The organism is Gordonia malaquae (assembly GCF_037148075.1).
Taxonomy (GTDB): Bacteria; Actinomycetota; Actinomycetes; order Mycobacteriales; family Mycobacteriaceae; genus Gordonia; species Gordonia malaquae.
On sequence record NZ_JBBCUB010000009.1, the window covers coordinates 47,662 to 62,559 of the forward strand.

The 14,898-nt window shown below is 66.6% G+C and carries 12 protein-coding genes; 2 read left to right on the top strand and 10 right to left on the bottom strand.

All coding sequences use genetic code 11. The annotated features are described in order from the left end of the window. The first annotated feature begins 75 nt into the window (after window positions 1-75). Entirely contained in the window at window positions 76-984 is a 909-nt protein-coding gene (locus WFK36_RS22625) for an alpha/beta hydrolase-fold protein (RefSeq protein WP_008378500.1), read from the top strand. Window positions 985-989: 5 nt separating this feature from the next. Here WFK36_RS22625 and WFK36_RS22630 read toward each other — a convergent pair whose 3' ends face one another. From WFK36_RS22630 to WFK36_RS22670, 9 genes are all read right to left on the bottom strand, one after another. Then, window positions 990-1,646 carry an LppP/LprE family lipoprotein gene (locus WFK36_RS22630; RefSeq protein ID WP_336794492.1) on the bottom strand — a complete coding sequence of 219 codons (657 nt, stop codon included), beginning with the start codon at window positions 1,644-1,646 and terminating at the stop codon, window positions 990-992. 89 nt (window positions 1,647-1,735) lie between these two features. After that, on the bottom strand, window positions 1,736-2,986 hold the full coding sequence (gene purD, locus WFK36_RS22635; protein WP_336794493.1) for a phosphoribosylamine--glycine ligase: 1,251 nt from the start codon (window positions 2,984-2,986) through the stop codon (window positions 1,736-1,738). Between the two features lie 22 nt (window positions 2,987-3,008). Beyond that, window positions 3,009-4,220 (bottom strand): low temperature requirement protein A, encoded by a 1,212-nt coding sequence (locus WFK36_RS22640; RefSeq protein ID WP_336794495.1) that lies wholly within the window; start codon window positions 4,218-4,220, stop codon window positions 3,009-3,011. 64 nt (window positions 4,221-4,284) lie between these two features. Further along, window positions 4,285-6,396, bottom strand: a complete 2,112-nt coding sequence (locus tag WFK36_RS22645; RefSeq protein WP_336794496.1) for an ArnT family glycosyltransferase — start codon at window positions 6,394-6,396, stop codon at window positions 4,285-4,287. Continuing rightward, a complete protein-coding gene (locus tag WFK36_RS22650) occupies window positions 6,393-7,655 on the bottom strand; it encodes a bifunctional glycosyltransferase family 2/GtrA family protein (RefSeq protein ID WP_336794498.1) in 1,263 nt (420 codons plus the stop codon). The genes WFK36_RS22645 and WFK36_RS22650 overlap by 4 nt, the downstream gene beginning before the upstream one ends. Window positions 7,656-7,719: 64 nt before the next feature. Then, window positions 7,720-8,109 carry a PPOX class F420-dependent oxidoreductase gene (locus WFK36_RS22655; protein ID WP_336794501.1) on the bottom strand — a complete coding sequence of 130 codons (390 nt, stop codon included), beginning with the start codon at window positions 8,107-8,109 and terminating at the stop codon, window positions 7,720-7,722. Window positions 8,110-8,114: 5 nt separating this feature from the next. Further along, window positions 8,115-9,146 (bottom strand): aldo/keto reductase, encoded by a 1,032-nt coding sequence (locus tag WFK36_RS22660; RefSeq protein ID WP_336794502.1) that lies wholly within the window; start codon window positions 9,144-9,146, stop codon window positions 8,115-8,117. A gap of 43 nt (window positions 9,147-9,189) precedes the next feature. Further along, window positions 9,190-9,627 carry a MerR family transcriptional regulator gene (locus WFK36_RS22665; protein WP_336794504.1) on the bottom strand — a complete coding sequence of 146 codons (438 nt, stop codon included), beginning with the start codon at window positions 9,625-9,627 and terminating at the stop codon, window positions 9,190-9,192. Between the two features lie 44 nt (window positions 9,628-9,671). Next, a complete protein-coding gene (locus WFK36_RS22670) occupies window positions 9,672-11,438 on the bottom strand; it encodes a penicillin-binding transpeptidase domain-containing protein (RefSeq protein WP_336794506.1) in 1,767 nt (588 codons plus the stop codon). Between the two features lie 85 nt (window positions 11,439-11,523). Here WFK36_RS22670 and WFK36_RS22675 point away from each other — a divergent pair, with 85 nt between their 5' ends. Next, a complete protein-coding gene (locus WFK36_RS22675; protein ID WP_336794508.1) occupies window positions 11,524-13,623 on the top strand; it encodes a DEAD/DEAH box helicase in 2,100 nt (699 codons plus the stop codon). A gap of 32 nt (window positions 13,624-13,655) precedes the next feature. On the opposite strand, the gene WFK36_RS22680 is transcribed toward WFK36_RS22675, so the two are convergent. Then, window positions 13,656-14,777: a hypothetical protein gene (locus WFK36_RS22680; RefSeq protein ID WP_336794510.1), complete on the bottom strand. Its 1,122-nt coding sequence runs from the start codon at window positions 14,775-14,777 to the stop codon at window positions 13,656-13,658. Window positions 14,778-14,898: the final 121 nt, after the last annotated feature.

The following is a 14,898-nucleotide window of genomic DNA, read 5'->3' on the forward strand; positions in this document are numbered from 1 at the left end:
ACGGATGCGGTTCGCACGTCGACGAGGTCATGAGTCAGGTCGCGCCTGAGCAGCGCTGCACGTGCCCACGCTGAAGTGCGCTCCACTGAACTGACACGACGCGGCCTGCTGACGGCGGCCGTCGGCGCGGCCGCTCTCGGCGTCGCCGCGTGCACGTCACACGATCCGATCGAGGCCGACGAAGCAGTCCACGTCGGACCCGACGACGAACTGCCAGTCGAGACCTCGCCCGCCGACATCCCGACCGACCCGCCCGTGGTGACCGGCGAGTTCGCATCGGCGAAGATGGCAGGCCGGAACACCCGGTGGGCGGTTGCGCGCCCTCGAGGCGTCACCGGCGAACTCCCCGTTGTGATCGTCGCGCACGCCCTCAACACCAACGAGAAGTCGCTGTTCCGTCCGTCGATGAACATGCAGGGCGCACTCCAGAAGTACGTCGACGCGGGGAATCCGCCGTTTGCGCTCGCCGCAGCCGATGTCGGACGCAACTACTTCCATCTGCGCACCGACGGGTCGGACGGCGCAGCGATGATCATCGACGAGTTCATGCCGATGCTCGACGAGAACCCCGAACTCAACCTTCGCATCGATCGCATCGGCCTCTACGGATGGTCGATGGGCGGCTACGGTGCGCTGCGCATCGCGTCGATCCTCGGTCCACAGCGTGTCGCGTCGATCGCGGTCAGCTCACCGGCGATGTGGGCCGACCCGCTGATGTTCCCTCCGAGGGCCTTCGATTCGTTCGCCGACTACCAGGCGAACTCGTTGTTCGGGCAGCAGCACGTGTTCAAGAAGATCCCGCTGATGATCAGCATCGGATCGTCCGACCAGTTCTACACCTACACGCGACAGTGGGCGGCCGACCTGCATCCGCCTGCAGCGTTCGCGACCACACCCGGCGGGCACACGAACCGCTTCTGGCGGTCGGTGATGGACGATCAACTCGAGTTCCTCGGTCGCGAACTCGCCCACCGAACGGACTGAACGGGCTACTTCACCGGCGGCGGGAACTGGCCGTCACGCATGATCGAGCCGTTCGACACGGATGCGGTGACCGTCGTCGGCCCGCCTTGCGGGCAGCAGAACGGATCGTCCGACCGCAGCCAGCGGTACCTCACCGTCACCGACTCGAGCGTGTCGCCTGCGATGGACGTGTACGAGTATTCGTGCGGTTCCACGGTGCCGACGAACGCACCGCCCTGGAAGAGCAGCACGCGCGAGGTGTAGGTCGCGTCGCCGAATCCGGAACCGTCCACCTTGAGCCAGTCGAGGCCGCATCCGCCGGAGAGGGGATGGTTGCTTGCGCCGTCGACCTGCCACTGCCCACCGTTCGAGTCGACCCCGAGCGATTCCATCGAGTCTTTGGCCAGGCGTGAGTTCAGGTCGAAGCAGAGCCCGTGCCCGCTGCCGTACGGTGCGGCTGGTTGTGTCGTCGTGGTGACCGCGGTGGGATTCGGCGGCGTCGGTTCGCCGGAGGCGATCTGCGGCGCAGCGTCGACCCCCGTGGCAGTCGTCGAGATGGTGGCGGTGGGCTCGTTCACCTCAGACGACGGCGTTGCGGTGTCCGGCTGTGCAGTGTTGCACGCGGCCAGACTGCATGCCATCGCCGCGGCGGTGATCGATACGTACAGCGCTCGTCGGTTCATGACGCCTCCCCTGGTGATCGGACGGTCTTGTCTCGATCATCGGGCGATGCCGCGCAGCCGTATCACCGGCGTCGTTCAAACAGACGACACTACAGCGAGATGCGGCCCTCTTCGGCAGCCTTGCCGATGTCGGTGCGGAAGTGCGCGCCGTCCAACTCGACGCGGGCGAGGCGTTCGTACGCCTGCGCGCGTGCTTCGGCGAGATCCGCACCGCGACCGACGACGGACAGCACACGGCCGCCCGACGAGACGATCGTGCCGTCGACCAGCTTGGTCCCCGCGTGCAGGACGCCCTCGGTGTGGGAGCCGGAGATCGGGTCTCCGGTCCGCGGAGTGCCTGGGTAGTTGTCCGCGGCGAGCACCACCACGACGGCACTTCCGTCGTGCCACTCCAGCGGAGGAAGGTCCGTCAGGGTTCCGTTGGCGACGGCGCCGAGCACCTCGCCGAGCGGAGTCTCGAGGAGATCGAGGACGGCTTGGGTCTCCGGATCACCGAAGCGGCAGTTGAACTCGACGACCGACGGGCCCTCCGCGCCGATGGCCAGTCCCGCGTAGAGAAGGCCGGAGAAGGGGTTACCGCGCTTGACCATCTCCGCGGCGACAGGGCGGACCACGTCGTCGACGATGGTGTCGACCATGCCGTCGGGCAGCCACGGAAGCGGGGTGTATGCACCCATGCCCCCGGTGTTGGGGCCTTCGTCGTTGTCTCCGACCCGCTTGTGGTCCTGCGCGGGCAGGAGCGGAACAACGGTGTCGCCGTCGACCAGGCAGAACAGCGATACCTCGGGACCGTCGAGGAAGCTCTCGAGCAGCACTGGGTGACCGTTCTCGATCACGTCGACGGCGTGCGCACGCGCTGCGCCGCGGTCGGCTGTCACGACGACACCCTTGCCTGCGGCGAGACCGTCGTCCTTGACCACCCAGGTGGGACCGAAGCGGTCGAGGGCTGCGTCGACGTCGTCGACCGCGGTGACGCTCTCCGCGCGTGCGGTCGCGACGCCGGCTGCGGCCATGACGTCCTTGGCGTACGCCTTCGATCCTTCGATCTGAGCGGCTTCGGCGCTCGGTCCGAACGTCGGGAATCCCGCGGCGCGCAGCGCGTCGGCGACACCGTGGACCAGCGGCACTTCGGGGCCGATCACCACGAGGTCCGCTCCGATCTCGCGCGCCAGGGCGACGACGGCGTCGCCAGAGTTCGCGTCGACCGCATGGTTGGTCGCGACGGAAGCGGTTCCGGCGTTGCCGGGAGCAGCGTGAAGTTCCGTCACCGACGGGTCGCGGTCGAGTCCGAGGAGGAGGGCGTGTTCGCGGCCGCCCGAGCCGATCACCAGTGCGCGCACGCGTATCAGCGTAGCGAGGACGTCACGCGCCTGCCGGGGCGACCTTGCTGTTGAACTCGATCACAAGCACCGGGAGCACGGGGGCGAGGGCTCCGACGACCACGCCTGCGAGCAGCGGACCACCTGCGGCGAGGAGGAGAACGGCAGCCCCGATCGGCAGCATGGCTCCGATCAGCATCCACAGGGCGAGACGCGACGGACCGGTCAGGTAGAAGTGCAGACCGATGGCGACGACTGCGAAGATCAGCATCGGGATCGCCGACGTGAGCAGAACAGCCAGCTCGGAGATGTGGGCCTCACCCTCGATCCACAGTGCGATCACGTGCATCCCTGCTCCGACAGCGGCACATCCCATGAACATCGGGATGCTTCCGTACCCCCACAGGAAGCATCGTTCACGCTTCTCGGCGAGAGCCTCACCGTTGGGCATGATCGTGTAGAGCCACCACATCGCGAAAGTGACGGTGAGCGCGGTGACACCCAGCACCGCTGCCTGGGTGCTCCAGCCGGTCCGCGAGATCTGGGCTTGCAGGACGGCGACGGTCCCGACCACACCCTCGCCGAGCGTGATCACGACGAGCGTCGCATAGCGCTCGGTGATGTGGAACGGGTTCCACGGCGTCCGTTTGACGAGCACCTCGGCAACGAACGGGCCGAGGAACTCGATGAAGGCGCAGACTGCGATCGCGATGAGGGTCACTCTGAGGTTCATCGGTGCGAGTGCGACGACGGTCCACCCCAACTGTGCGACGATGCACGCGACCGCATAGGTGAGGCAGGTACGCCGGTAGTTCCTGGCCTGCAGTGCGGCACGAATCCACTGCGGCACCAGTCCGATACGCATCACCATGTAGCCGAAGACGATGACCTTCATGTCGATGTGCTCGTCCGCGTCGATCGACGAGAACACGGCCGGGACGCCGGTCGCCATGATCGACACACCGATCATCTGGACGAAGACCGACAGCCGGAACCACGGGTCGTCGGTGTCGAAGGCCGACGCGAACCACGCGAAGTTGATCCACGCCCAGATGGCGGCGAAGGTGACGAGCGAATAGCCGACGATCGCGGTGAAGATGTGGCCCTCGGCGAGGTACTCCGCCAACTGCACACCGGCGACCGCGAACAGGACGACGAAGATCAGGTCGTAGAAGACTTCGAGCCCGCTTCCCGCGCGCTCCCCTTCGTCCGCATCGCGGCCGGTCATCCACTGCAACTCGGTTCTCACTGGCACGGGCCAACTCTAGACACGAACGCGCCCGCCGTCTGGACGACGGCGGGCGTGTCTGCGAGTGCGGTCAGCGCGGCGAGGTCAGGTCGTACAGGGTCACCCCGTCGACGGTGGTCGACGTGTAGGTGGCGGTGACCCACTCCTTGATCTGCGCCGATGCGCCCGACGAATCGCCGCCCATCATGCCTCGCCCGCTGTTGACGAAGTAGTGGATTCGGCCGTCGGCGACGTACTGCTTGAACTGCTCCAACGTGGGCGACGGGTCGGTTCCATTGAATCCGCCGATCGGCATCACCGAGTACCCTGACGCGATCTGGTAGCCGGACGCCTCATTGGAACCGATGGCCGCGGCGACCCAGGTGTACTCGGACGCGTTGTCCCGAAGCAGTGCGATCATCTCATCACTCGGAGTGGAACCGTTCAGCAGTCCTCCCGGTCCACCTGCCATGCCTTCAGCGCCGTTCATTCCGGGGAAGCCGCCGTTCATGCCTGGAAATCCAGCTTGTCGGCTGCCTGTGCTCATTCCCGGCGGCATCATTCCGCCGGGGCCGCCCGGGCCGCCGCGGTGCCGACCACCGGGCCCGAACATTCCGCCTTCCGTCTGCGGTCCGGCTGTGATGATGGATCCCTGCTTGCCCGTGTTGACGGTGTCGATCGTGTACGCGGTGGGACCGGCGAGCGCAGCGATGATCGCGCCTGCCGCGGCGACTGCGGCCGTCCGATTCCGCCAGCCAGCGCCGGGTGCCACGAGCAGTGCGACGCCTGAAGCCACTCCGACGATCAGGACCAGCCAACGCAGCCACGGTACGAAGTCGGGTGTACGAGCCAGCAACGCGAAGCCCCATCCCGCCGTTGTCCACACCGCACCGGCGAGGACCAGCCTCACCCACAGTCGGTGACGCGCGGGCCAGACGATCGCCGCCGATCCGGCGATCACCGCCGCGATCGCGGGTGCCATCGCCGCCGTGTAGTAGCTGTGGAAGATGCCCGCCATGAAGCTGAACGTCAACGTCATGACGGCGAGCCAGCCGCCGAACAGCAGCAGGTACGCGCGCCGACGGTCGGTGCGCGGCGCACGACCGATGAGGACGAGCGCCGCCGCCCCGAGAACGATCGCCGCCGGAATGAGCCAGGCGATCTGGCCGCCCTGTTCGGCGTCGAACATCCGCGTGATGCCGGTCTGGCCCCACATGCCGCCACCGGCGCCCGGACCTCCGCCGGGGCCCTGCTGACCGGCCATCTCCGCGAACTGGCTGCGCCGACCACCGCCGCCGACGCTGCCCTCCTCATTTCCGTTCAGTCTGCCGAAACCGTTGTAGCCGAGGGTCAACTCGAGAATCGAGTTGTTCTGCGACCCGCCGATGTACGGACGGCTGGACGCGGGCCACAGTTCGACGGTGAGGATCCACCAACCCGCGCTGACGATCAACGCCCCCAGAGCGGCGAACAGGTGGCCGACACGTCGCACCCACCCACCGGAACCGGCGACGAAGTACACGATCACCATCGGCGGAACGATCAGCATCACCTCGAGTTGCTTGGTGAGGAAGCCGAAGCCGACTGCCGCGCCCGCCGCGATCATCCACCGCAGCCTGCCCGTGTCGACAGCCTTGAGCAGTGCGCCCATCGCCGCGATCATCAGCAGGATGAGCAGCGCTTCGGGGTTGTCGAATCGGAACATCAGTGCGGCGACCGGAGTCAGCGCCAGGACCGTTCCAGCCCCGATGCCCGCCCAGTGACCGAATCGGCTGCGCGTGATGACGTACAGCAGAGCCACGGAGGCGACGCCCATCAGCACCTCGGGGACCAGCACCGACCACGAGTTGAGGCCGAACACCCGCACGAACAACGCAGGGATCCACAGGGAGGCGGGCGGTTTGTCGACGGTGATCGAGTTCGCCATGTCGGACGACCCGAAGAACCAGGCCTTCCACGATTGTGAACCCGCCTGGATGGCCGCGGTGTAGAACGAATTGCCCCATCCGTTGGCGGACAGATTCCAGAGGTAGAGGACGGTGGTCGCGACGAGCAACGCCCCCAGCGACCAGATCGTCGTGCGCCGGGACGGCTGCGGACCGTCGACGGACTGATGGGCCGAACGGTCGAGGGTCGCGGGCGGTTCCCCGCTGACGTCCACCCCGTTTCGGTCCGCGCTGTCCACGATGTCGATGGCGGTCATGCGGTTGCTCCTTCCGAGCGGGTGCTGCGTGAGGAGAAGAGCCGGCGCAGTCCGACGAACCGGGTGGCGGTCGCCACCAGGTTGGCTGCCACCAGGACGGCGAGCTCGGCGACTCGACCCACGTCAGGAGCGAAGCTGTGCAGGGTCGCGAGCGAACCTGCGGTGACGAGCCAGCCGAACATGAACACCGCGAGGCCCGTCAGGTGGTCACGCATCGCACGTTCGGTGCCGCGGACGCCGAATGTGAACCGTCTGTTGACCGCAGTGTTGGCGATCGCGGTGATGCCAAGCGCAAGGAAGTTCGCGGCCTGTGCTCCGGCGACAGAGTGCAGCATCAAGTACAGGAGTGCGTACGCGACGGTCGATGTGACGCCGACCGCGCAGAACCGGACGAGCTGACCGACCATCCCGACCGGCACTCCGTCGACGGCGGGGCCAGGCCTGCGATCTCGTCCGAGCGTCGCCCGCAGTTCCGCGATCGGGAGGCGGCCCCGCGCGAGTGCCCATCCCACCCTCGCGCATCCGCGCAGGTCGGCGACCGCGGTGGACACGATGTCGACCGAGCTGTTCGGGTCGTCGGTCCAGTCCACGGGGACTTCGGCGATCCGGAGTCCGACCCGTTCGGCGAGTACGAGGAGTTCGGTGTCGAAGAACCATCCGGTGTCCTCGACGTAGGGCAGCAGACGCCGTGCGACATCGGTGCGCATCGCTTTGAATCCGCATTGCGCATCCGAGAACCGCGCGTGCATCGTGGTGCGCAACAGCAGGTTGTACGAACGGGAGATCATTTCGCGTTTCGGCCCGCGGACCACGCGCGACGACCGCGACAGCCGGGTCCCGATCGCGATGTCGGAGTGACCGGAGATCAGCGGCGCGATCAGCGGCATCAACGCGTTGAGGTCGGTCGAGAGGTCGACGTCGCAGTAGGCGACGATCTCCGCGTCACTGTCTCGCCATACTCGATTGAGTGCTCCGCCGCGTCCCTTCCTCGACAGATGCACCGCCCGAACGTCGTCGAACTGCGCGGCGAGCGCCTTGGCCACCTGCAGTGTCGTGTCGGTGCTCGCGTTGTCGGCGATTGTGATTCGGGCGGGGTACGGGACTGCCTGATGCAGGTGATCGCGAAGGGCGAGAACGGCTGCGTCAAGGTCGTCTTCTTCATTGAACACCGGGATCACGATGTCCAGGACTGGTGGCGGGGGCGCCCCGGCGGCCGCGCCGGAGCGCGCCGCCGGGTCGGGGTCGAGTGTTGTCGTCATGGAGCAAGACTCGCTCCCCCACCTCCCGCCCCACTGCGATCGACCTGTCAGGTTCCTGTGGGCGTCACTGACTGCTGGTGGACACCGGCGTGACCCGATAGACGACTCTGTCGGCGACGTCGCCGGGCGGTCCGTCCGTCGGTAGGCCGTAACGTTCGGCGAGAGCGGCGAACACGATTCCGTCGGAGTCGTCGTCGATCCGTTCGACCACACCGCGGACTTCGAGGTAGCGGTACGGCTGGTCGGGATCGTTCACTGAGATCGCGACTTCGGGGTGGGCCGTCACGTTCTTGTATTTCTGGCGGGTCGTCGTGTTCGTGAAGAGCAGGTGCTCGCCGTCCCAGGAGAACCACATCGGGTTCACCTGCGGGCGGCCGTCCGGCCGGATCGTTGCGAGATGGGCGTACAGCGGCCGTTCGAGCAGGTCGCGGTGACTGTCCGGGATCACGGTCATGTCGGTCACTCCCGACCCGATGAGATCCACGCGGGATCGGCCACGATGTTGCGTGTCCCGTGGATGAGCGATGACACGTCGTCGAGTGCGGTCATCGCGTCATCGTCGAGGACCAGGTCGACGGCGGCCGCGTTCTCGGCGATCCGCGACGGCGACCGGGTCCCCGGGATAGGGACCGTCGGCAGACTGGCCCGGCGTCCCGATTCGTACAGCCAGGCAAGCGCCACCTGTGCGTTCGTCGCGTCGAGCCGCCGGGCCACGTCTGCGACGACGGCGAGGGCTCGCTGGTTCGCGTCCCAGTTGTCGTCGCCGAAACGTGCGGTGGATCCGCGCATGTCGGACGCCACCTGATCGCGGGTGAGCGTCCCGGTGAGGAAACCACGCCCCAGCGGCGAGTACGGAACGAATCCGACGCCCGACTCCACGCACGCCGGGATCACGTTCGCTTCGACGTCACGCGACCACAGGCTCCACTCGCTCTGCACGGCGGCGATCGGGTGGACCGCTTGTGCTGCGCGCAGTTCTGCGGCGGTGACCTCCGACAGTCCGAGGTGGCGGACCTTGCCTGCGGCGACGGCCTCCGCCATCGCAGCGACGGTCTCCTCGATCGGCACGTCGGGATCGCGGCGGTGCAGGTACCAGAGGTCGATGACGTCGGTGTCGAGACGAGTCAGTGACTTCTCGAGAGCTTCCCGCACATATGCGGCGTCACCGCGTGTCGGCTTGGCGCTCTCCTGACCTGCCAGCGGCACCTTGCCGGTGATCCCGAACTTGGTCGCGAGAGTCACGTCGTCGCGTCGGTCTGCCAGAAGCCGCGCGACGAGACGTTCGTTTGCGCCCGATGGGCCGTCAACCCCGGGCTGCGGCTGTCCGTACACGTCAGCGGTGTCGATGAACGTGACGCCTGCATCGACCGCACTGTTCAGAACGCCGAGCGCCGCGTCGTCGTCGGTGCCGCCGTACACGTGTGTGAGCGCCATGCCGCCGAATCCGAGGGCCGAGGTCTGAAGGGAGTCGCCGAGAACTGTGGTGTGCATAGATCCTCCTGGTGAGGTTGTCGTTATGAGGTCGTCCGCGCTGTCAGTCGCCGAGCAGGCGTTGTTGTTCGATAACGGCAGGATCGTTGATTGGCTGCTCACTGCAGTCCAGACCTGCATCGATGAGGCGCCGGTAGTGCGCGATCTTGTCGTCGACGGATTCGAGGTCGTCGATCAGCTCTCGGATGCGTGACTCGATCTCCTCGCGGTGATCCTCGAGGAGTCGCATCCGTCTGCCGTGCGTCCGGGCGCCTTGATCGACCATCGTGACGAAATCCCGCATGTGCGCCACCGACATCCCCGTTCGACGCAGCCGCACCAGCAGGTCGATCATGCGGATGGTCGTGTCGTCGTACCTTCGGACGCCTGCCGACGTGCGCGGGACCGCGGGGATCAGTCCCTCGGCTTCGTACCAGCGCAGCGTGTCCCGGGAGAGTCCGGTGCGGGCGGACACATCGGCGATGCTCATGTCTTCAGGCATGACACCAACGGTAGAACCTGGAGTGCACTCCAGGGCAAGAGCTTTCAGCCCCGAGGGCGGGAACCTTCACTGGACCGCAGAAAGTCCCCGCTCACCGTCAGCGCCGGTGCGGAACTGTCACCGCCGACCACAAGGGTCGCGAAAGCGAGGTCGCCGACGATGCCTGCGAACCAGCCGTGGGCATGCTTGTTGTCGCCGTACTCGGCGGTGCCCGTCTTTCCGCCGAGGCCGCTGATGTCGCGGAGGCTGCCCGCGGTTCCCGACGTGACGGCCTCACGCATCGCCGACCGGATGGCGGTGGCGACCGGGGACCCGATCGCCGACGGGTCGCTGTCGGCAGTCGTCGCCATGCCCTGGATCAGGACCGGAGTCACTGTCTTCCGGGCGGCGAGGGATGCCTCAACGAGTGCCATACCGAACGGCGACGCCGTCACCCGTCCCTGTCCGATTCCGCTCTCGACCTTGTGTGCATCGGAGTCTGCGGACGGGACCTTTCCTGTGATCGTTGTCAGTCCGGGCACCGAATAGTCGACGCCGAGACCGAATGTGCGCGCCGTGTCGGTGAGCGCGTCATCGTCGAGCTTGGTGGACAGCCCTGCCATCGTGGTGTTGCACGACTGGGCGAACGCGGTGTGCAACGGCACCACACCGAGGTCGAACTCGTCCTCGTTGGGGATGGTCCGATCCCCGAACCGCTGCTTCCCCGGGCACGGCAGGCGGCTGTCGATGGTGGCGACTCCGGATTTCAGGGCCGCTGCGGTCGTCACTGTCTTGAACGTCGAGCCGGGCGCGTAGAGACCGGTGAGGGCGATCGGGCCCTGCCGGTCTGCGGCGTCGTTCTGTGCTACGGCGAGGATTCCGCCGGTCGACGGTCGGATCGCGACGAGCATCGTCGGACGCTTCTCCTTCGCCACTGCGGCGTTCGCGGCCTGCTGCAGTGCGACGTCCATCCAGGTGCGGACCGGATCGGGAGTGGTGCCCTCGAAACGTTGAACACGTGTGACGGCCTCTCCCGCAGCGTCGACGACGTTCACGTCTGCGCCGGCAGCAGCGTCGATCACTTCGCGCCAGCGGTCCTCGAGCCCCGCTGTCGCAGGCGACTTCACATTCTTCGAAGCCGTGATCAACCGTCCTTCCCGACGGACGGAGACACCACCGATCCGGGTCAGATCGCCCACTGCTGCGGCATCGTCCGGCCGCAGTGCGACGACGGTCTGCGGCCGGATCTTGCCTGCGAGATCCTTGCGGATCGACACTGCCGTCACATCGGGCGCCACCCTGTTCAACCGCTGCGCGAGTCTGGCGGCCGAGTCGGCTCGTGCAGGGTCGAGCGACACGACGGACACCTCCTGCCACGTGAGCAGTGGACGCCCCTGCCGGTCCGTGACCTGTGTGTCATACGCCTTGAGCTCGCTGTAGAGAAGCCTGCCGCCCTCGGGTGCGTTCGGATGAATGATCGTCGGCGCCCACGTCACGCGGTCGCCAGACGTTTCAACACGCGCCGTGTACGTCGCGGTCCGATCGCGTGGAAGGCTCCACGTCCACGTGAGTTCGGTCCCGTCGTCGTTCGCCGCCACGTTCACGGTCGCGTCGCCCATACCGTCGAACGTGTCGGTGAACGTCTTCCGCGCGTCGTCGGGGGCGGACGTCAGATCGGCAGACGCGTCCGGATCATGCCTGGTCAGCGCGTTTGCCAGCTTCTGGGCGGGCGACTCGTCAGCCCCGCAGGCGACGACGAACCCCGCGACCATCACCAGTGAGAGAAGGGCCGCGGCCGGAGCACGCATCGTTCGAACGGATGACAGTTCCATGATTTCGACAGTATCCGGACCGCGCGTGCGACTGGCTGTGCACAACCTGTTCGACCATGTCGGACTGCGCCGATAGGTTGGTGGCATGTCATCCACGACGGATCTCACCGACGCTCAGCGGCTCGTCGCCGATCGTGTCATCACCTCACTCGCAGGCCCCGACGCCGCACTCCGCGCCGATCAGGAGACTGCCGTCGCGACGCTGTCGACTCCCGGCTCACGCGCTCTGGTCGTCCAGGCGACAGGTTGGGGCAAGTCCGCGGTCTACTGGGCTGCGACCGCAGTCATCCGGGCGGCGGGAGGAGGGCCGACGCTCATCGTGTCGCCGTTGTTGTCGTTGATGCGCGACCAGGTCGCCGCGGCCGGACGGGCGGGGCTCGCCGCCGCCACCGTGAACTCGGCGAACATCGACGAGTGGGCTGCAGTCGAAGGCGACCTGCTCTCGGGCCGGTTGGACGTGCTGCTGGTGTCGCCCGAGCGTCTCGCCAATCCGGGATTCGGCGCCAGGGTCCTCAGCGCTCTCGCGGGGAAGCTCGGTCTTGTCGTGATCGATGAGGCCCACGCGATCTCCGACTGGGGGCACGACTTCCGGCCCGATTATCGCCGGGTGTCCGATGTCCTCCAGAACCTGAACCCGCAGACTTCGGTGCTCGCCACCACGGCGACCGCCAACGAGCGGGTCACGGACGACGTCGCCGCCCAACTCGGCGAGGCGACCTTGGTTCTTCGCGGACCGCTTGCCCGAAAGTCATTGCACCTGAACGTTGTCGATGGACTGTCTCCGATTCAGAGGTACGGCTGGGTGACCCAGGAGATGCCGTTCCTTCCGGGCTCCGGCATCGTCTACGTCCTCACCGTCGCCGACGCGGACCGTCTCGTGACGGCTATCCGCTCGGTGTGGGGCGACGAGTACCCGGTCGCCGCCTACACGGGTCAATTGCCCGCCGACGAACGTCACGGTCTCGAGGACGCACTCCTGAGCAATAAGGTCAAGGCGCTCGTCGCGACGTCAGCCCTCGGCATGGGCTTCGACAAGCCCGACCTCGGTTTTGTCGTTCACGTCGGAGCTCCGCCGTCGCCGGTCTCCTACTATCAGCAGGTCGGTCGTGCCGGCCGAGCGCTCGACGAGGCCGTCGTCGTGCTCCTGGCGTCAGCCCTCGACGACGCGATCTGGGAGCATTTCGCCACTGCCACGATCCCCGACCCGAAGCGGATGTCCCGTCTGCTGGACGCGATGAACGATGCGGGAGGGCCGCTCAGTGTGATCAGCCTCGAATCGGAGACGGGGATCAGGCGCGGCAAGGTCGAGTTGATGCTCAAGCAGTTGGCCGTGGACGGAGTTGTGGAGCGCACGGCCGAGGGATGGCTCGCTACCGGAAAACCCTGGACGTACGACGCCGCACATTACGGCGGAGTCCTCGAGGTCCGGCGGCGCGAGGCGGACATCATGCGGGCATTCGTGCGCGGTGAGAAGTGTCTGATGAGACTGCTCACCGAATCGTTGGACGACCCGGCGGCCGCGGATTGCGGTCGGTGCTCAGTGTGCCGAGGCGAACTGACTCCCGGACTCAACGCCCGGCCGAATGTCGAGACGGTCGCGACCATCTCGGCAGTGCTGAGGACAGATGCTCAGGCGTACGCACCGCGCAAGATGTGGCCTCCCAAGGGGACGTTCTCTCGTGGTGGACGGATCTCCGCGGAACTCGCCGCCGAACCCGGTCGGGTACTGGCGTTTGCGGACGCTCCCCAGTGGGGCGACGTCTTGACCGGGGCCAAGCGTGGGGACACAGCGGCACGCGAGCGACTCGCCGAGTCGGCTGTCGCTGTTCTCGGCGACTGGGGACGCCGTGGAGGGATGCGCCCGGATTCGATCGTCTCGCTCGACTTGCAGGGCGGAACCATCGCGGCCGATCTGGCCGAGCGTCTCCGCACAGTTGGACGCCGTCCCGGTTCGCAGTTCGGTGTCGTGCCCGGGCCCATTCCGGGGAGGGAGGCGACAAGCGGTGTGGAGGCTACCTACTGGAGTGATCACCTCGGCCCGACTCCGTCGGACGTCGCGGGCCGATCCGTACTCCTCGTGGTCGACGAGACCACGACAGGGTGGGCGGTGACTCTGGCCGCTGCAGCTCTGCGGGACGTCGGAGCGTCAGCGGTTCTTCCCCTCGTGATCCATCAGACCGTCTGACTCGCCGGCGCGTGACTCCTGGCCGGAGCCGGTCAGGACAGGTAGTGCTGGACGAAGGTGATCCAGCCGCCACGCCACACCGGGATCCGAGCCATTCCGAACAGCGCGTGCTGAACACCCCAGCCGAGCAGGTAGACGATCACGAAGCCGACGGGCGGTTCCCGTCGCTCCTCGTCGCGTCCCAGCGCCAGGAACGCCGTTGCGATGGCCGCCATGTGAATCCAGCGTCCATAGTCTGCAGCTATGAGGAACAGCGGGAAGACGGCGGCCATCTGCAGCGGCCACAACCATCGTCGTTCGCAGAATCGACCGAGCCAGCAGACAGGTAGCAGCGCAAGCGCGGCCAGTGGAATGAAGTAGGCGTTCTGGGGCCAGAATCCGATCGTGTAGTCGAACCCGTACTGCATGGTGTACTCGAGCCAGCGAACCGACCCATTGCAGAGTTGTGGTTGATATCCGCGGGCGATGAGGTCGTCGCAGATCGCTGTCGCGGCGCGAGCGCCGCCGGGCGCCAGCATGCTGGCGCCGACGATGGCTGCCGATGTCAGGACGATTCCTCCTGCTGCGGTCCACCATTGTCGTCGGACATCCGACAGAGCTCGCCAGCAGAGGGTGAGGAGTGTCGGCAGCAGGACGACTGTCGCTTCCCACGACAGAAGCGATACTGCCCAGACGATCGTCGATGCCGCCACCAGAGCGATCCTCGCGCGTGCAGTTCTGTCGGCCGCCATGCTCATGAGTGCGAGCGCGAGGAAAGCGATGATCTCCTTGCGGAGTCCACCCGCCGGGTCCCATCCGGCGAACGGGACTGCCGCCGGCCCGCACCAGAGGAGGATCGACGTCGTCGACCACTCGTCGCGCCGTAGTCGGTAGATCACAAAGACTACGAACAGCGACCACAAGACCATCTGGAGTACCGCTGTCGCAACGAGCAGGTCGTCTGGATAGGCGATGCGTAGAAGTTCACCGGTGAATCCGCGCCGGATGAATCCGCCGGCGTAATTGATCAGCCAGTCACCGGTCTGGTGATCGTTTCCGCCTGCTCTGATCACGGCGGCGTACTTGCTGAACGCAATGAACGTCGAGAAGCCGAGGACGGTGAGTGCGAGTACAGGGCGCCACGTGCGTTCGATCGCTGTGCGTGCACTCGTCATGGGTGTAGATAGTATTCGAGCCCCTCAACCACAAGGGTTGAGGGGCTCGAATAAATGTTGAGTTCGGCGGTGTCCTACTCTCCCACACTGACTAAAGTGCAGTACCATCGGCGCTGGAGGG

Bases quoted from the DNA above. Each gene is read 5' to 3' on its own strand.
- WFK36_RS22650 (WP_336794498.1), bottom strand. From the start codon at position 7,655: ATGACGACAACACTCGACCCCGACCCGGCGGCGCGCTCCGGCGCGGCC.
- WFK36_RS22660 (WP_336794502.1), bottom strand. From the start codon at position 9,146: ATGCACACCACAGTTCTCGGCGACTCCCTTCAGACCTCGGCCCTCGGA.
- WFK36_RS22675 (WP_336794508.1), top strand. From the start codon at position 11,524: ATGTCATCCACGACGGATCTCACCGACGCTCAGCGGCTCGTCGCCGAT.
- WFK36_RS22655 (WP_336794501.1), bottom strand. From the start codon at position 8,109: ATGACCGTGATCCCGGACAGTCACCGCGACCTGCTCGAACGGCCGCTG.
- WFK36_RS22665 (WP_336794504.1), bottom strand. From the start codon at position 9,627: ATGCCTGAAGACATGAGCATCGCCGATGTGTCCGCCCGCACCGGACTC.
- WFK36_RS22680 (WP_336794510.1), bottom strand. From the start codon at position 14,777: ATGACGAGTGCACGCACAGCGATCGAACGCACGTGGCGCCCTGTACTC.
- WFK36_RS22645 (WP_336794496.1), bottom strand. From the start codon at position 6,396: ATGACCGCCATCGACATCGTGGACAGCGCGGACCGAAACGGGGTGGAC.
- WFK36_RS22670 (WP_336794506.1), bottom strand. From the start codon at position 11,438: ATGGAACTGTCATCCGTTCGAACGATGCGTGCTCCGGCCGCGGCCCTT.
- WFK36_RS22630 (WP_336794492.1), bottom strand. From the start codon at position 1,646: ATGAACCGACGAGCGCTGTACGTATCGATCACCGCCGCGGCGATGGCA.